Source organism: Arcobacter sp. F155 (assembly GCF_004116455.1).
Classification (GTDB): Bacteria; Campylobacterota; Campylobacteria; order Campylobacterales; family Arcobacteraceae; genus Halarcobacter.
The window spans coordinates 156,971-175,417 of the sequence record NZ_PDJU01000001.1; the positions used below are offsets into that span (position 1 = coordinate 156,971).

Consider the following 18,447-nt stretch of genomic DNA (forward strand, 5'->3'; position numbering starts at 1 on the left):
ATATTCCTTCAAATGTAATTTTGATGGATTTTATTTGAAAAAGATTAAAGAAGCAATAGAATTTTGAGAATCTTGTGTATTTTTAGAACAAGGAGATTTAAATAAAAGAAAAAATCTTTTATTTAAATAGTGTTGAACCAACTCTAATCATATTTGAACCGCAAGCAATAGCTAGTTCAAAATCTGAGCTCATTCCCATAGAACAATATTTTGCTCCATGTTTTTTTAGTTCGTCAAAAATAGACTTTGTAGTAGTAAAAGAGTCTTTTATAATATTTCTATCCTCAACATGTGCCCCAATACTCATAACACCTTTAAGTCTTATATTTGGACACTCATTTAAAATCTTCTCATATATTTCAATAGCATCTTCTGGCATAACACCTGTTTTACTATCTTCTTTTGCTGAGTTTATTTGAAGTAGGCATGACATCTTTTTATTCTTAGCTTCAAGTTTTTTATTTAACTCTTGAGCTAACTCTAAAGAGTCAAGTGATTGTACTAAAGTAGGGTTTAAATCAATTAAGTTATTGATTTTATTTTTTTGTAGTCTTCCTACAAAATGCCATTCAAGAGGAAGTTCTTCTAAGTCAGTAGATTTTTGTTTTAAATCTTGAACTTTATTTTCCCCAAAAGCTCTTTGACCAGCACTATATAAAGTGGCTACATCTTCACTAGTAGAGTATTTTGAAATACCAATGATTTTTACAATATGGTGTTCAGATACTCTAAGTCTTGCAGCTTCTACTTTTGAAATAACTTTGTCTAAATTTTCTACAGCTTTAGTTTTATCCATTTATTTATCCTAAAAATAATCTATTAATATCGTTATATATACCAAGAAGCATTAGTGAAGCTAAAATTACCCATCCCATGATAGTTAAATACATAAATACTCTATCACTTGGTTTTCTTCTTGCAATAATCTCATATAGGTTAAACATAATATGTCCACCATCAAGAGCTGGAATAGGAAGTAAGTTTAATACTCCTAAGTTAACAGAAATCAAAGCAGTAATTGCAAGTAGGGCAATTATTGATGATTCACTTGCATCTGAGATAACTTTTCCAATAGTAATCACTCCACCAATTTCACTACTTGGAATTATTCCTTGAATTAGTTTTTGAACTCCTAAGAAAATCATTTTAGATGATTCAACTGTTTTATCCCAAGCAAAAGAGATAGCACTTATTGGGTCATGGTAAATTGTTACTACTTTTGGCGCAGGAGAGATACCTATCATTCTTTTTTTGATATTTTCCCTAAACATATTTTGTGCATCAGAGATATGAGGATTAATAACTTTAGAAATAAGTTGTCCATCTCTTTTTATATAAAATTGTAAGGCACCATTTGTAGAAGTGATAGTTTCACCTATTTGTTCCCATGTTTTAACTTCAGTGTCATTAATTCTAATAATTTCATCACCAGCTTTAATTCCAGCTTTAAGAGCAGGAGAGTTTTCTTGAACTTTTCCTACAGTAGGGCTTAAAGAGTTTGCACCTGCTAGGGCAATTACAAAGTATAAAATAGCAGCAAGAATAAAGTTTGCAAAAGGACCTGCAAAAAGTATAACTATTCTTTGCCAAGGCTTTTTATTGTTATATGAGTCACTTCCATCTTCATGAAGACCAGGTTTTGTATCATCTTGACCTTTCATTTGAACATAACCACCAAGAGGAATTAAAGCAATTTGCCATCTTGTTCCTCTCCATACTTTAGAGTAAATTTGTTTTCCAAATCCAATTGAAAAAACATTTACAGTTACTCCAAAGTATCTTGCAGCTAAAAAATGTCCTAACTCATGAAAGAATACTAAAAATGAAAGTACAAGTAAAAAAGTTATAGTACCCAATTGTTTTCCTTATGGTTATATCTTATAGTAATCTCTTAAATATTCATATCCAGAATATAAAGTTAAAATTACTGCAATCCATAAAAGTGCAGTTGCAAATGGCCAGTTCATAATTAAGAACCCTATAGCAATCATTTGAACAACAGTTTTAATTTTTCCTGCCATTGTAGAAGCAACACTTTTACCTTCACTTACAGCAACAACACGAAGTCCTGTGATAAAAAATTCCCTTGAAAGTATTAAAAATACTGCCCAAGCAGAAGCTCTATCAATAATCATAAGACCAATAAATCCAGCAAGCATTAACATTTTGTCTGCAAGTGGATCTAAAATTGCACCTAATTTTGTCATTTGATCCCATTTTCTAGCAATAAAACCATCAAAGAAATCAGTAACAGATGCAATTACAAAAATTAAACCAGCAAAGTAATCAAACCAAGAAGGGTGCCAAGAAGCAAAAAGAGAAAAGTCTCTTTCCACTAAGAACCATAGCATTAGCGGGGCTAATGCTATTCTGAAAAGAGCCAAAGCATTTGGTAAGTTTAAGGCTTTAGACATTATTTAAACGTTGTCCCGCCATCAACGATTAGTGTATGACCTGTAACCCATGAAGCATCATTTGTACATAAGAAGTAACAAGATTGTGCTAGGTCTTCAGGTTGACCAATTCTATTTAATGGAGAATATTCAGCAGTTTTAGCTTTAACTTCTTCATAGTTTGTAAATGCTTTTAAAGCATCTGTATCAATAGGACCACCAGATACTGCATTTACTCTAATATTCATCTCTCCAAGTTCTGTTGCAGCATATCTAACCATAGCTTCTACAGCTGCTTTATTTGTACCGTGACCTGAGTAGTTTTCAATATATACTAAGTTTCCAGTAGAAGATAAAGAAACAATAGCTCCTCCACCAACTTTTTCCATTCTTTTAGCTGCTTGTTGTGCACCACATACAAAAGCATTTACTGTTGCAGTATAGATATTATTTAATCCTCTAGGTTTTAGTTTCATAAATTTACCATATCCACCAACAACAGCTCTACCATAAATCATTGCATTTGAAATAAAGAAGTCAACTCTATCAAAGTCTTTATCAATTTCTAAAAATAATTCTTTATATTTTTCTGGTTCTAAAACATTAAAAGGATATGCTTTACATTTAACGCCAAATTTTTCTTCAACATCTTTGCATATATTTTCAGCAATTTCTGAATTAGAGTTATATGTAAAAGCTACATTTACACCATTACTTGCAAATTTATATACACACTCTTTACCGATACCTTTTGTACCACCAGAAATTACTAAAGTTTTACCTTTCATTTCGTTACTCATTATTTAATCACCTCATAGTTTTTTAAAGTTTCTTCTAATTTTTTCATTGTTTCTGCACTTGGTACAGTTAAAGGAAGTCTATACTCTAATGTATCTAATAATCCTGCAATATACATTGCTGCTTTAATTGGAATAGGATTACTTTCACAGAAAAGTACAGAGTTTAGAGGAAATAAATCCTCATTGATTTTTTTTGCAGTTGCAAAGTCTCCGTCAAAAACAGAGTGAACAAGCTTAGATTTTAAATTAGGTAAAATATTAGCTGTTACAGAAATATTACCTTTACCACCACTTGCTAAAATAGGGAAGTCAATACCATCTTCACCTGATACAATTACTAAATCTTTTCTTTTAGATTGTAGCTCAACGATTTTTTCTACTGAACCACTTGCTTCTTTGATTGCATAAATATTTGAAATATCATCATATAATCTTACAATTGTATCAGTCTCAATTTCTACACCTGTTCTTCCAGGTACATTATAAAGCATAAATGGAATCTCAACAGAGTTTGCAATTGCTTTATAGTGTTGGTATAAACCTTCTTGTGTTGGTTTATTATAATATGGTGTAACAGATAATAGTCCATCTGCTCCCACTGATTGTGCGTGTTTTGCAATATCACAAGCTTCATGTGTAGCATTTGAACCAGCACCAGCTATAACCTTAGCGTTTGTTCCTTTACAAGTTGCAACTGCTACAGAGATACAGTCTTTGTGTTCAGCATGTGATAAAGTAGCACTTTCTCCTGTTGTTCCCACTGGAACAACTACATCAATACCTTGTTCAATTTGTCTTTTAATTAGAGATTCGTATTTTTCTAAATCTACTTTTCCATTTTTAAATGGTGTTATTAAAGCGGTCATTGCACCAGTAATAATTTCCATATATTTCTTCCCTTCGTAAATTATTTTTCTTTTTTTAATATAACTGTTGTTGAATTTTTCTTTGTTAAATATTTTTTTGCAACTTTTGAAATATCTTTTCTTTTCAGTTTTTCAATATTCTCTTCATATTCAAAAAGAGGTTTAACATTTCCTCTTACAAAGTAACTACCATAAAGTGAAGCTACAGAGCTTGAATTTTCAAGTGAAAAAATAAAATCAGCTTTTGTATTTATCTTAATTCTTTCAACTTCTTTTTTAGTTATTTTTCCATCTTTGATGTTTTGAATGATTGTATCAATCTCTTTTTTTACATCTTTTGCTTTGATTCCCTCATTACAAACAGCTACAAAAAGAAAAACACCTGGGTCTGTTAATTCTAAGTTATAAGCATAAACAGAGTTAACTAATCTTTTTTCATCTACAAGTATTTTTTGTAAATATGAGCTTTTCCCAGAACTTAGAAGTTCACTTAATGCACTTAGTGCAACTTGATCTTCATGTTTATAGTTTGGAATATGATATGAAACAGCAAGCATTTCAACTTGGCTATCTTTATAGATAGTAATATTCTTTTCACCATCTTGTACAGGTTCTACTGTATGAATAGTCTCAGGAATCTCTTTTTTGTTTTTAATATTTGAAAAGTACTTTTCACTAGCTTCAAAAACTTCTTCTTTACTAATATCACCAGCTACAACTATAACTGCATTTTTTGGTTGATAATATGTAGAATGGAAATCTTTAATATCTTCAATTGTCCAGTTTTTGATGTCTTGTGTAAATCCAATAGGAGTCCAGTGATATGGATGATAGATATATGTGTTATTAAATAGTCTATACTGTAAATATCCCATTGGGTTATTATCAGTTCTCCATCTTCTTTCTTCTGCTACTACATCTCTTTCTGGTTGAAACTCTTCATCTTTTAATGTTAAATTTTCCATTAACTCAGCAAAAAGCTCTAAAGACTTGTTCATGTTTTTTGAACTTGATTTGATGAAATATTTTGTGTAATCAAATGATGTTGAAGCATTATTAACTCCACCAAAACCTTTTACAACTTCATCAAATTCACCAGCTTCTAAATTTTTTGTAGATTTGAAGTTTAAGTGTTCAAGCATATGTGCAATTCCACTTTTACCCATAACTTCATTTCTACTTCCTACATTGTAGAAAATATTTGTAGAAACTACGTTTGAACCATTGTCCATCGGTATAGCAACAATTTCTAGGCCATTATCTAATGTTTTAGTATGATATTTTAATAAACTATTAGCCATTAACTCTCCCGTAAAAATAATGAATAGTGAAAAGCATGTTATAAATAATCTAAACTTTTTTATACTCATATCTTTTCCTATTTTTTTCTATTTTAAATCTGAACCAATTACTTCAGAAATGCTATTAAATCCATCTTTTTGCATAAGTTCTAAAATCTCTTCATTGATTTTTCTAACCATTGAAGGACCTTCAAATACAAGTCCAGAATAAGCTTGAACAAGTGTTGCTCCAAGCTTTAATCTTTTGTATGCTTCTTCTCCTGTTGAGATACCACCAACAGAGATTAGAACTGTTTTTCCATATAACTCTTTTGCAATTTCAGCAAACAGGTCTCTAGACTTTTCTTTTAAGCATTCACCACTTAAACCACCAAAGTCTTGACAGTTTGGTACAAGTGAATAATCAATTGTTGTATTTGTAGCAATAATACCTGCAGCTCCTGCATTTACAGCTGTATTACATAATTCAATTGCTACATCAACTTCCATATCAGGAGCGATTTTTAGAAATATTGGTTTATCTGTAAGCTCTTTAGCCATACCAAATAACTCATTGATAAACTTTTCATTTTGTAAATCTCTTAAATTAGGAGTATTTGGACTAGAAATATTTATTACTAAATAATCACTTGTGTCTTTAAACTTTCTAATTAAAGCTTTATAATCTAAAAGAGCATGCTCTTCTGGTGTTGTTTTGTTTTTACCAATATTAGCACCAACAGGAATAGTAAAAGGATAAACTTTTTTTAAGTTCTCTAATACTTTTGCAGAACCTTCATTGTTAAATCCCATTGCATTTTGAACTGATTTTTGCTCAGGGTATCTAAACATTCTTGGTTTAGGATTTCCATCTTGAGCTCTTGGAGTCATTGTTCCAATTTCAGTAAAACCAAATCCAAGTGCAGGCATAGATTTAATCATAGTTGCATTTTTATCAAAACCTGCAGCAAGTCCTACTGGGTTTTTAAATTCAATGCCAAAAACTTCTTGTGTAAGTTTTGGGCTCATCACAAAATTTTTCTTTACCATATAATTATTAAGCAATTTACAGTTAGGTAAAACTCTTAATCCATACTCTCCCAAATGGTGAGCAGTTTCAGGTTGAAACAAAAATAATATTTTCTTTAATGTGTTATAGGTAAACAAATATTTCCTTTTTTATGAAATTTCAACATTTTATCTAAAAAGTATTGAAAAAAACTTGATATTAGATATTTGCAAGATTGTAAAGTCTTTGATACTCTTTACAATTATTTAATAACTCTTCTTCATTACCTACACAAACTATTTCACCTTTTCTAAATACGGCTATTTTATCAGCATTTTTAATTGTGCTTAATCTATGTGCAATAACAAAAACAAATCTATCTTGAGATACTTCATCTATAACTTCAGAAATAATAGATTCACTCTCATTATCTAAGGCTGATGTTGCCTCATCTAGTATAAGAATTTGAGGGTTTTTATATAATGCTCTTGCAATAGCAATTCTTTGTCTTTGACCACCACTTAAGTTTGTCCCAAACTCATCTAAAGTAGTGTGAATACCATTTTCAAGTTGTTCTACAAAATCAAATGCATGGGCTTGCTTTAAAGCTTCAATTACTCTTTCTTCATCTAACTCTTCACCATATGCAACATTTGAAGCAACACTATCATTGAAGATATAAACTCTTTGAGTAACAACAGAGATATTCTTTCTTAAATCTTTAATACAGATATCCCTAAGACAAGTGTCATTAAATAGAATCTGACCTTTGCTTGTATCATAAAATCTAATTAGAAGATTAATTAGTGAAGATTTTCCTCCACCACTATCTCCAACAAGGGCAACTTTTTCACCTCTTATAGCATTTAGTTTAATATTTTTTAAAGCAACAAAGTCATCATACTTTAGTTCTACATCTTTAAATTCAATTGTTTGAACCTTTGAAGGAATATTTTTTTCACCTGTCAAAATAGTAGGTTTAATCTCATAAACAGAAAGAATTCTTTCATGGGCAGCAATAGCACTTTGAAGTTTATTATAGATTGTTGATAATCTTTTAATTGGTGCATAAAGCATAAAAAGTGCTGCAATAAATGACATAAATGTACCTGTTGTCATTTCACCTTCTATTACTAAACTACCACCATAAACTATAACAATAGCTGCTGCAATAGCACCTAAAAACTCCATTAAAGGAGAAGTTAGCTCTGATGTTTTAACTGATTTTATATTGATATCAAAAAACTTTTTATTGTGTTTTTCAAATTTGTCAAGCTCTGTTCTTTCTGTTGAGTTTGCTTTTATGATTTCAACATTGTTGAAAATTTCACTTAAATGTGATGTAATATCAGAAGCTTTTTCTTGAGATCTAAATGAAAGTTTCTTCATCTTTTTTGCTAAAACTGTAAGTGGATAAATAGCTAAAGGCATAACTACAAGTCCATAGAATGCTAGTTCTGCACTTTGATAAATAACAACACCAATTAAAGCAATAATTGTTAAGAACTCTCTAATCATACCTGCTATTTGACTTGATACAGCAGATTGGATTTTATTAATATCATTTGTTACTCTTGAAATAAGCTCTCCACCATGTTTCTTTTGGAAAAAGTCTATATCTAAAGTCAAAATATGTGCAAGTAGTTTATCTCTAACAACTCTGATTATATCTTGTCCAATATATGAAGTGTAGTAGATTTGAATATATTTACCAACACCTTGTGCCGTTTGTACAACAATTAATAAAATTGGTACTATATAAAGCATTTGCTGGTCTTTTTCAATGAAAACTTGGTCAAGTAAAGGTTTTACAATATAAGCAAGTCCAGCACTTCCTCCTGCAACCCCTAAAATACCTATTAAAGCAAAAAATATTTTTAATTTGTAGTTTTTATAATAAGGTAAGTAATATTTAAAAAATTGTTTCATTATAGTCCTATATTTTGTTTTAAAAAGTTAATATTATATCTAAATTTTACTAAAATACAATGTTTTAAGATTTTTTAAACCAAACTCTTTTAATGTAAGTATTAAAAGAATAAAACCACTAAGTGTACTTGCAAAAGCAAGTCCAGCTGCACCATATGGTTTTATAAGAAGTAATGAAAATACAATATTAAAAGCCAATGCTTTCATAGAGATTTTAGCAGCTAAAAATTGCTTTTCATGTGAGTAAAGCCATAGTGAAAAAATCTTTGCTAAACCATAGGGTAAAAGACCAATTAAATACATTGTTAAAATAAGTGCAGTATTTGTTGTATCAGTACTACTAAAAGCTCCTCTTTCAAATAAAAGCCAAATAATTTCATTGTCAAAAACTATTCCTATTAAAGTTGCAAGAGAAAGTAATCCTATAAGTATGATAGAAGATTTTTTCATAAGTTTTAAAGCTCTGTTTTCATCTTTGTTTTTTATCGCTTTTGCAATCATAGGAAATAGGGCAACCGATGTTGCAATAGCAAAAAGAGCAAGGGGAAGTTGAAAAACTCTATTTGCATAATAAAGGTACGAAATTGAACCACTAACTAAGAATGAAGCAAGCCAAGTATCTAAAAAAGCTGAGATATGAGCAGTTGAACTTCCAAGTGTTGCCCCAAAGAAGCTTTTATAAAATCTATTCTCTTCTTTTTTCTTGTGTTTTCTAAAAGTGAATATTTTACATAGATTATATTTTTTTACAGCAAGAAGATGAACTAATACTTGTAAAAATCCACCTGCTAATACACCATATGAAAGGTAAAAAGTGATTTCATATTTCTCTAAATCTTTAGATATTAAAAGTGCTGCTATAAGTGCTAAGTTTAATAAAGCTGTTGAAAAGGCTGTAGTTGCAAAATGGTGTTTATACTGTAAAAGTGCAGCCATAAATGTTACTACAAAAATAAGTGGTAAATAGTAAAAATTTATTGCCACTAGTGGTGCAGCTAGATTTATGGTTTGTTCATCAAAACCTAAAGCAATAGCTTTTGTAATAAGAGTTGAAAACAAAGTTACTACAAGGGATAAGAAAATCAAAAATGCGAACAGTTGCAAAAATATAATTGAAGAGAATCTAATTTTATATTTTGATTTTGCATAAGAAGGAATAAAAGCTTGTGTAAAAGCTCCTTCTGCAAATATTCTTCTAAAAAGGTTTGGTAATTTAAAGGCTACAAAAAAGATATCTGAATAGATATTTGCACCTAAGATTGAAGCAGTTAGTAAATCTCTTATAAATCCTAAAATCCTAGAAACTAAAATACCACTACTGTTTGTAAATATTGACTTAATTAACATATATTATATCACTTTTATTAAATACTACTAATTGAATTTTGTTGACATAATATCCTAATTGTGCTCTTTTTATAATAATAGAAGAGCCATTTTTAGGAATAAAACTTTTATTTTTGAAATAAATTGCTATTTTTTTATTATCAAAATATAAATAGCCTTTTTTGTAGGTACCCTTTATATCTGTTATTATCTCATTTTGATTTTTTATATTAAATAAATTTAAGTCTTTTTTATAAAGCTGTTTATACTCTAAAATTTTTCCATTGTAGTTTACTATTTCAAAATCAATAACTTCTTTTAATCCTTTGAATGTTTTTATTTGTTCTATCTTTAAATCATAGGAGAAACCTTCGCTTAAGTTCTCGATATTTTTATAGATTAAGATTGCTCTACTGTTTTTTTGTTTGATTATTGCAAACTCTTGGTGTTTTAAAAGAACAATACAGTTTTTTAAAGTAATTGATTCATTGAGCTTTTCTATTTTGTATAGGTCTCTTATCATCTTTATATTTGGAACTTCTATTTTTTTTTGAGGCTTAGTAGTGAACTTTGCTATGATAGGAAGATGGTCAGAATACCCAGTTCCTTTTTGGACTCTATTTTTTACTTGCCATCTATTTATTCTTTTGTTTTTATACAGATATTTTGGTTTAAATACTTTAAAACTATTTTGTTTATATATAAACCCTTTTGTATCAAACATGGAAATAGGAAGTAGAAAATTATCAGCAGTTATATTTCTTCCTCTAAATTTACTTGAAAATCTTTCAGGTATGTTTAGTTCAAGCCAAGGGTTATAGTGAAGTAGTTTTGAAGAGTCTTTCATGTCATTTACTGTTACTAAATGATTGTTTATAAAACTGTTTAAAACATGATTTATACCAGTTACCCCATTTGTATTATTTAATCTTTTTTCATAAAAAATTGTTTCATATTCATTATAGTTTGAGTTAAAATCACCTAATAAAATATAGTCATAATCTCTTGGAAGATTTTCTAATCTATCAAAAAGTTTTTTTGCAAACTTTATACGAAAACTCTCTGCTACTCTTTTTGATGGCCAGTGATTATTAAAGATTTTGAACTCATTGTTGTTTAATTTAAAGGTTGTTTCTAAAATAGGTCTGTATATTTTATTAGAAAATTTTATATTAATAGCTTTTTCATCTACTATTTCAATTTTACTTAAAAAGCCTAATCCAACACTTGCATTTGAATATTTACTAAAAGATATATATTTATATCTTGGAAGTTTTTTTTGAAGAAGTTTTAGTAGTTCTTTATTTTCAATCTCTTGCAAAGCAACAATATCTGCATCTAAATCCTTTAGAACTTTTACAATATTATTTAGTTTTATTTGAAAGGTTTTTTTATTCCAGTTAGTGTTTGTATTGGGTTTGTACTCTTTATACTCTGTTTTGTTATAGTTTAAATCAAAAAAGTTTTCTACATTATATGAAGCTAGTGAAAACTCTTTAGCCAACAGTAGTATGGGTAAGAAAAATAAAAAGGTAAAAACTCTTATCAAAAATATCTCCTAAAAGAAGATATTTTATCAAAGAATTGATTTAATAATTATTTTTTGCTATTTAATCTTGATTGATACTCTTGTGGATGCTTACAAACTGGGCACATTTTTAGAGCTTTTTTACCTCTATGAACATGTCCACAAACTTCACAAATCCACTCTTCCTCTTCATCTTCACTTACAAACTCTTCACCTGCTTCAAGTCTTGCAAGTAGCTCTTTATACATATTTTCATGTTCAACTTCAATATTTCCAATAAGTTTTAACATAGTTGAGATTTGTTTGTGACCATCATCTTTAGCAATTTTTGCAAAGTCTGGGTACATAGTTTCATTTTCATAACTTTCACCTGCAATTGCAACTTTTAGGTTTTCAGCTGTATCTCCAAACTCTTTTCCTGTAAGTAATTCGTTACAGGCTCTTAATTCAAGTTTAGCATGCATTTTTTCATTATCTGCAGCTCTTTGGAAATGTGCAGCGATATCTCTGTATCCTTCTTTTTGGGCAATTTTTGCAAAATATTCATATTTATTTCTTGCCATAGACTCACCAGCAAAGGCTTTCATAAGATTTACAGCAGTTAGGTTCTCAGTAATCATTTCCATTTTTTCACCACAACAGTGAAGTTCTCCACCACCAACTTTTTGTACTTCTACTACATTACCACATTTATTACATCTGAACGATTCATATTGTCTCATTAATTTTTTCCTTTGCATATTAATATTAAATAGATTTATAAGGTGAACTATTATTAGAGAAAATTATAGTTCACCTAAGCTTAAGAATGAATATTAAGATAGAGTAGCTTTTATCATCCAAATATTTTTTTCTAAATGAGCAACATTGTCATCTGCAAAAGCAACTGTAGTAGTGTCATCATTTTCATCTGCTATTTTAGATAATTTTTTAAACTCTTTTAATAGAGTCTCAAAATCAGCTAAAATATTTTTTAATACATATTCAGCTGTAAAGTCAGTTTTTTTATCTTCTTTAATTAAAGAGTTTTTCTCTAAATCACCTAGTAATACATAAGGTTTATCTCCTAATTGTAATACTCTTTCTGCACAATCATCATATAGTGTGCTAAATTGTTCATACATTTTTTCTGTCATTTCATGGATTGGGAAAAATTGCATACCTTTGATATTCCAGTGATAGTTATGTAGTTTTGTGAACATAACTAGCGAACTTGCTTGTAATACTTTTAATTGTTTAATTTGTTTTTTCATAATATTCTCCTATGGATAATTTTTTTCTTTTGATAATTATAGTTTAGTAAACCTTAAAGGAAAATTATTATCTTCTACTAAAATTAATTAATAAAATCTATTTTACATTTTTTGTATATTATTCACAATATAAAACTCTGCAAATAAGAAACTAAAAAAGTTTTTAGTATTATTCTAAGCAGGAAAGGTTGAAAAGATGATGAATAGTTCACTATTATTAAAAGAGTATAATTTAAAAGTAACTCCACAAAGAGTTGCAATCGTTGAAGAGCTATACTCTAATGGACATATGAATATTGATGAACTTTATAAGAAATTATTAGAAAAATTTCCTTCTATTTCTCTTGCAACAATTTACAAAAATGTAAATGCTATGGTAGAAAAGGTATTTTTAAATGAAGTAAAAATTCCTGAAGCTAAATCAGTTTATGAGTTAGCAAAAGAAGAGCATTCTCATTTAGTATGTTCTTCATGTGGAAAGATAGAAGATATTACAATAGATACATCAATATTACAAAGCTCAATTAAAGAAGAGTCTGCATTTCAAATTCAAAATGTAGATGTAGTTTTTTCTGGACTTTGTAAATCTTGTCAGAAATAGTTCAAAATAGTCTTAAAGACTATTTTGAATAACTAATCCAAGTACTACTATTAATACAATACCAGCACTTTTATTATAAAGTTTATTAGCAGTTATAAATACTAACATAAGTGATACTATAAACGCAGCAGCAATATCAAAGAAGTTTTTACTTAAATCAACATTTAAAGTATTAACTATTGAACTCACACCTAATACCATTGTAAAGTTTGCAACGTTTGAACCGATAATATTTCCAATTGCTAAATCAGCATTATTATTTAAAGCTGATTTAATAGAGATAGTAAGTTCTGGTAAAGATGTACCAAATGCAACTAAGAATAATCCAATTACCCACTCACTAATACCAAATGATCTTGCAATATTTCCTGCACTATCAATAGCAAAATCTGCACCTACTACTACAAACACAAAACCAACAATTAATAAAGCTAAAGTTTTAGGCCATGCAAACTTCTCTTTTGCTAATTCTTCATCTATGTCATCAACTTGATTTGAACCTATTAAGAATAATAAATATGCTCCCATTAAGCAAAGGAATAAAATACCATCTACAATATTTAGTTTCCCATCAATTGCCATAAGAATAAATACTAAAATAGGGAAAAGTGACCATGCTGAATCTTTTGCAAATAAATCTCTATCTGGAGTGATTTTTTTAGCAAGAAGAAAAACAGCACCTAAAACCATAGCAATATTAAAAATTGTACTTCCAATTACATTTGCAACAGCAATATCACCACTTCCTTTCATTGAAGCAGACATTGAAACAGCCATTTCTGGTAAACTTGTACCTAAAGCAATTAGAGTTGCACCTATAACAAAGTGTGAAATATTATAGTGAAGTGCAATTTTTTCACTTTGCTGTATGATAAACTCTGCACCATAAATTAGTGCTCCCATTGATACTACAAATATCAAAAAATCCATTTATGAGTTCCTTACTATTAAACTATTTGGTAAATTAAATTTCTTAATCAACTCTTCTTCTTTTTGACGATGCTCACCATTATCAACTTCATGGTCAAAGCCTACTAAATGAAGTAATCCATGAATAAACAAAAGTTTTAATTCATCTTCAAAACTATGCTTGTACTCTTTTGATTTTTCATCTACAAAATCTATAGAAATAACAATTGATCCTAATGGCATATTTGGCATATCAAACTCTAATGGAAAAGATAAAACATCAGTTGCTTTATCAATATTTCTATGCTCTTTATTTAAAACTTGAATCTCTTCATTTTTTACAATTATTAGTTCTATATCTTTTGAAGTTACTTCTTTCGTAATTTCTTCTAAAGAAGAAGTGTCGACTGTTATGTCTGTTTGATTATCTAAATCAATCATTTCTTATCCATTTAATTTTCGCGGATTATACCCAAAAAATCATAAAGTAGCCAATAAAAAATATTTTGAAAAATTTTGCTACAATATTTCAATAAAATTTTTTAGGAGCAAAAATGGAATTAGAAATAGGTACACAAGCTACTATTGAGTTTAAAGTAAAAGCTTCAGACTTAGCAAAAAATTTAGAAATCTCAAAGGAAGATGACTTCCCAGAAGTGTTTGCAACGGCTAGACTTACAGCACTTATGGAGTGTGCATCTGCAAAAATATTAATACCTTTTTATGAAGAAGGGCAGTTATCTGTTGGTGTAGAAGTTAACTTAAAACATCTTGCACCTACACTTGAAGGTGATATAGTAAAAGCAACGGCAACTTTTGTAGGAATGGAAGGTAAACTATATAAGTTTGAGGTTGAGGCTTTTGATAGTGCTGGAAAAGTAGGAGAGTGTACTCATACTAGAGCAATTGTTACAAAAGATAGATTAATGTCTGGGGCAAATAAAAGAGTAGGGAAATAGTTGATTGAGCTTAGAGAAGCTCAATCAAAATATTAATCTAAAATAATTCAATCATTTTAGAAACTTCGTCTACTGGGAAAACTTTTAAATCAAGTTTTAAATTTGGTTTTTGTGCAACTACTGCTTTTTTAATACCTTGTGCTTGGGCTTCTCTTAGTCTTAAATCAATAGAATATACATCTTTAATCTCACCTGTTAGTGAAACTTCACCAATAAATACAGACTCTTTTGAAATAGGTCTATCTCTAAAAGAAGAAATAATAGCTGCAATAACAGCTAAATCAGCAGAACTCTCTTTGATTTTTATTCCACCAGAAACATTTATAAAAACATCATAGTGATTTAATGGCAAATCAATTTTCTTTTCAAGGAGTGCTAGAAGCATATTTAATCTATTTGCATCAAATCCTGTAGCACTTCTTTTGGGATTTGGATAAGTACTTTCAGTAACTAAAGCTTGAACTTCTATGATTAAGGCTCTTGTTCCTTCCATGGTTACAGTTAAGGCTGAACCTGCTTGTGCTTTTGTTTTATCAAAGAACTTTGAAGCAATATCTTTTGCTGAGATTAGTCCCTCTTGTGTCATTTCGAAAATACCTATTTCAGAGGTTGAACCAAATCTATTTTTAAAGCCTCTTAACATACGTAACTCTTTACTTGCTTCACCTTCAAAATATAAAACAGTATCAACCATATGTTCTAAAACTCTTGGTCCTGCAATAGAACCATCTTTTGTAATGTGTCCAATAATAAACATAGCAATATCAGACTCTTTTGCTTTTCTCATAAGCTCAAAAGTGATTTCTCTAACTTGTGAAACACTTCCTGGTGCACTTGTTAGGTTTGAAGAGTAAATTGTCTGAATTGAATCAATAATTACTACATCATAATTTTGTCTTAATAGTTCATCTTGTATCTCTTCAAGTTTAATTTCACTTAATAAAAATAGCTCTTTATGATTTGCATCTAATCTATTAGCACGAAGTTTTATTTGTCCAGAACTCTCTTCTCCTGAAACGTACAAAACTTTTTTACCACTTGCTGCAATAGAACCTGCCACTTTTAGTAACAGTGTAGATTTTCCCACTCCAGGACTTCCTCCGATTAAAGTTAAACTTCCTGGAACTATTCCTCCACCTAAAACTAAGTCAAATTCATCGTTATTTGAAGAAAATCTTACAACATCATCTTGTTTAATATCTGTAATAGGAGTTGCTTTAGAACTTGTGTTTATAACTTTAGAAGTTTGTTTTAAAACTTCTTGTTGTTCTTGGTTTAATTCCATAAAACTATCCCATGACCCACAGTTAGGGCATTTGCCAAGCCACTTTGTACTTTGTTCTCCACATGCTTGACACTCAAAAAGTGATGTTTTCTTTTTTGCCATTAGTAATTCCTTCTTAAATCTAAATGCAATTATAGTTAAGTTTTTTTAAGAAAAGAAAAAATATTTCAAACTGTAATAAAAAAAGTATTAATGTTATTAATTAAACAAAATTGTTATTAAAATAAATATGTAACATAATAGTAATTTTTTGCAAGCTTATAAATCAAATTATTATTGAAAAATTAAGTAAAAATTTATTTACTTTTAAAAAATTTGTTTATATTATGTTACGTATAAGAAGGAGTGATGATGTTTAAAAGTATTAAGTTGAAATTGATGGCGCTAGTTATTCTTCCAGTAACAATAGCAATATTAATTACCACTGTTATTACTATTAACTTAACGTATAAGAATAGTGGTAAGACAATTCAAGAGTTTGATAGTTCTATTGTTGGGGAAAAGAAAGAACTATTAAAGAATCAAATATTGACTGCATATACAATAATTGATTCTATTGTAAAGAACTCTACAGATAAAGAAGAGGCAAAAGCAAAAGTTATTGATGTTATTTCAAAAGCTAGATTTTTAAATGGTAGTGGGTACTTTTTTGCTTATGAAAAAATTGGTAATGATTACTATTTTGGTTTTCATGGAACAAAGCCTGAATTAAACGGTAAAAAAACAGATGTAATGAAACCAGATATTAAAGGTTTTGCATTTAGAAAAGCTTTAATTGACACAGGTAAAGATGATTCCAAATTTGTTGAATACTATTATAAAAAGCCAAAGACTGATGAAGTACTAAAGAAAATGGCATTTTCTAAATATATTGAAGAATTAAATTGGACTATTGTTACAGGTATTTACGTAGATGACATTGAAAAGAAGATTGCAAGAATAGAAAAGGGAATTGATGATGATGTAAACTCTTTAATTTATACTCTTGTTAGTATTATCATTGTAATTGTGCTTATTTTAATTGCAGTTGTTTCGTATATTTCAAAAATCTCTATTGTTGACCCTCTAGAGACGTTTGAAAGAGGACTATTATCATTTTTATCATTCTTAAATAAAGAGAAAGATGATGTTGAACTTATAGAAGTTACAACGAAAGATGAAATAGGAAAAATGACTGTAAAAATCAATGAAAACATCAAAAAGATTAGAGAAACAATCAAACAAGATGAAAGAGTAATTGAAGATGTTTCAAGAATCGTAAGTGAAGTTAGTGCTGGAATGTTAACAAAAAGAGTTGAGGCAAAAACTTCAAATACAGTAATAAGTGAGTTAACAAACAATTTAAATGAAATGATTGCAAGTTTAAATAGTACAATTTCTCATACAATTGATGTATTAAAAGCATATGAAAAAAGAGACTTTACTAAGCAAACTTCTTTATCATGTAAAGGGCAGTTATGTTCACTTATGAGTGGAGTTGACAATCTTGGTAAAGAGATTTCACATATGTTACAAGAGAATCTAGATACAGCAAATATGTTAAATAGTAGTTCTGATAATCTAACTTCAAATATGGAGAGATTAACAGTAAGTGCAAATCAACAAGCGGCTTCTTTAGAAGAGAGTGCAGCAGCCTTAGAAGAGATTACTCAAACTATGAGAGAAAATACAAATAATATAAATGAGTTATCAGCAAACTCAGTTTCTCTAAGAAATGAAGTAAATAAAGGTAAAGAGTTATCTAAACAAACTAGTTCTTCTATGGAGTCTATTAACTCACAAGTTGAAGCTATTATTGAATCAATTACTATTATTGATCAAATCGCTTTCCAAACAAATATTCTTTCACTTAATGCAGCTGTTGAAGCTGCTACTGCTGGTGAAGCAGGAAAAGGCTTTGCAGTTGTTGCAGGTGAAGTAAGAAACTTAGCAAATAGGTCGGCTGAAGCAGCTAAAGAGATTAAAGATTTAGTTGAAAGTGCAACTGCAAGTACAAACGATGGAAGAAAAATTGTTCAATCTATGTACGAAGGTTATGAGCAACTTAACAGCAATATTTTAAATACAACAAGTATTGTTGACACCGTTACAACTAACTCAAAAGAGCAAATGCTTGGAATTGAGCAAATTAATAGTGCAGTTTCACAACTTGATAAAACTACACAAGAGAATGCAGAGATTGCTTCTGAAACAAATGATGTTGTTAAAAATGTTAAACAAATGGCAACTGAAGTTGTAGAAGAAGTTAGACGATCTAAATTCTAAAAGAAAAGGGCTTTCCTTTTCTTTTGATACTTCTTTATAATTGA

17 protein-coding genes and 1 pseudogene are annotated in these 18,447 nt (G+C 29.2%); 3 read left to right on the plus strand and 15 right to left on the minus strand.

Going from position 1 to position 18,447, the window contains the following annotated elements:
- Positions 1-118: 118 nt before the first annotated feature.
- The 12 genes from CRV03_RS00770 to CRV03_RS00825 all read right to left on the minus strand — a co-directional run bounded on the left by CRV03_RS00770 (position 119) and on the right by CRV03_RS00825 (position 12,384).
- The gene (locus CRV03_RS00770) at positions 119-796 is read right to left on the minus strand and encodes a YggS family pyridoxal phosphate-dependent enzyme (protein ID WP_129083230.1); all 678 of its coding nucleotides are present in this window, start codon (positions 794-796) and stop codon (positions 119-121) included.
- A 4-nt stretch (positions 797-800) separates the two neighbouring features.
- Complete coding sequence (rseP, locus tag CRV03_RS00775; protein WP_129083231.1) at positions 801-1,856, minus strand: RIP metalloprotease RseP; 1,056 nt, start codon at positions 1,854-1,856, stop codon at positions 801-803.
- Positions 1,857-1,871: 15 nt separating this feature from the next.
- Positions 1,872-2,414, minus strand: a complete 543-nt coding sequence (gene pgsA / locus CRV03_RS00780; RefSeq protein ID WP_129083232.1) for a CDP-diacylglycerol--glycerol-3-phosphate 3-phosphatidyltransferase — start codon at positions 2,412-2,414, stop codon at positions 1,872-1,874.
- The gene (locus tag CRV03_RS00785; RefSeq protein WP_129083233.1) at positions 2,414-3,193 is read right to left on the minus strand and encodes an enoyl-ACP reductase; all 780 of its coding nucleotides are present in this window, start codon (positions 3,191-3,193) and stop codon (positions 2,414-2,416) included. Before CRV03_RS00785 ends, pgsA begins: the two co-directional genes overlap by 1 nt.
- Positions 3,193-4,080: a 4-hydroxy-tetrahydrodipicolinate synthase gene (gene dapA / locus CRV03_RS00790; protein ID WP_129083234.1), complete on the minus strand. Its 888-nt coding sequence runs from the start codon at positions 4,078-4,080 to the stop codon at positions 3,193-3,195. Before dapA ends, CRV03_RS00785 begins: the two co-directional genes overlap by 1 nt.
- A 20-nt stretch (positions 4,081-4,100) precedes the next feature.
- Positions 4,101-5,360, minus strand: coding sequence for a pitrilysin family protein (locus CRV03_RS00795; RefSeq protein WP_258238960.1), 1,260 nt, complete (start codon positions 5,358-5,360; stop codon positions 4,101-4,103).
- 87 nt (positions 5,361-5,447) lie between these two features.
- On the minus strand, positions 5,448-6,506 hold the full coding sequence (locus CRV03_RS00800; RefSeq protein ID WP_129083236.1) for a quinone-dependent dihydroorotate dehydrogenase: 1,059 nt from the start codon (positions 6,504-6,506) through the stop codon (positions 5,448-5,450).
- 61 nt (positions 6,507-6,567) lie between these two features.
- Entirely contained in the window at positions 6,568-8,277 is a 1,710-nt protein-coding gene (locus CRV03_RS00805; RefSeq protein WP_129083237.1) for an ABC transporter ATP-binding protein, read from the minus strand.
- Between the two features lie 39 nt (positions 8,278-8,316).
- Entirely contained in the window at positions 8,317-9,624 is a 1,308-nt protein-coding gene (gene murJ / locus CRV03_RS00810) for a murein biosynthesis integral membrane protein MurJ (protein WP_129083238.1), read from the minus strand.
- Positions 9,614-11,152 (minus strand): endonuclease/exonuclease/phosphatase family protein, encoded by a 1,539-nt coding sequence (locus CRV03_RS00815; protein ID WP_129083239.1) that lies wholly within the window; start codon positions 11,150-11,152, stop codon positions 9,614-9,616. Before CRV03_RS00815 ends, murJ begins: the two co-directional genes overlap by 11 nt.
- Before the next feature lie 47 nt (positions 11,153-11,199).
- Positions 11,200-11,853: a ferritin family protein gene (locus CRV03_RS00820; RefSeq protein WP_129083240.1), complete on the minus strand. Its 654-nt coding sequence runs from the start codon at positions 11,851-11,853 to the stop codon at positions 11,200-11,202.
- Positions 11,854-11,946: 93 nt separating this feature from the next.
- On the minus strand, positions 11,947-12,384 hold the full coding sequence (locus CRV03_RS00825; RefSeq protein WP_129083241.1) for a DNA starvation/stationary phase protection protein: 438 nt from the start codon (positions 12,382-12,384) through the stop codon (positions 11,947-11,949).
- 196 nt (positions 12,385-12,580) lie between these two features.
- Here CRV03_RS00825 and CRV03_RS00830 point away from each other — a divergent pair, with 196 nt between their 5' ends.
- Positions 12,581-12,985, plus strand: coding sequence for a Fur family transcriptional regulator (locus tag CRV03_RS00830; RefSeq protein ID WP_129083242.1), 405 nt, complete (start codon positions 12,581-12,583; stop codon positions 12,983-12,985).
- Between the two features lie 12 nt (positions 12,986-12,997).
- Here the strand turns inward: CRV03_RS00830 and CRV03_RS00835 are convergent, their stop codons facing one another.
- Positions 12,998-13,915 (minus strand): calcium/sodium antiporter, encoded by a 918-nt coding sequence (locus CRV03_RS00835; protein WP_129083243.1) that lies wholly within the window; start codon positions 13,913-13,915, stop codon positions 12,998-13,000.
- Entirely contained in the window at positions 13,916-14,335 is a 420-nt protein-coding gene (ybeY, locus tag CRV03_RS00840) for an rRNA maturation RNase YbeY (protein ID WP_129083244.1), read from the minus strand.
- Between the two features lie 113 nt (positions 14,336-14,448).
- Here ybeY and CRV03_RS00845 point away from each other — a divergent pair, with 113 nt between their 5' ends.
- On the plus strand, positions 14,449-14,853 hold the full coding sequence (locus CRV03_RS00845) for a thioesterase family protein (RefSeq protein WP_129083245.1): 405 nt from the start codon (positions 14,449-14,451) through the stop codon (positions 14,851-14,853).
- A gap of 37 nt (positions 14,854-14,890) precedes the next feature.
- Here the strand turns inward: CRV03_RS00845 and radA are convergent, their stop codons facing one another.
- The gene (gene radA / locus CRV03_RS00850; protein ID WP_129083246.1) at positions 14,891-16,240 is read right to left on the minus strand and encodes a DNA repair protein RadA; all 1,350 of its coding nucleotides are present in this window, start codon (positions 16,238-16,240) and stop codon (positions 14,891-14,893) included.
- Between the two features lie 372 nt (positions 16,241-16,612).
- Between radA and CRV03_RS00855 the strand changes: the two are divergent.
- A pseudogene (locus CRV03_RS00855) lies at positions 16,613-18,403 on the plus strand (methyl-accepting chemotaxis protein); the annotation flags it as partial.
- Positions 18,404-18,447: the final 44 nt, after the last annotated feature.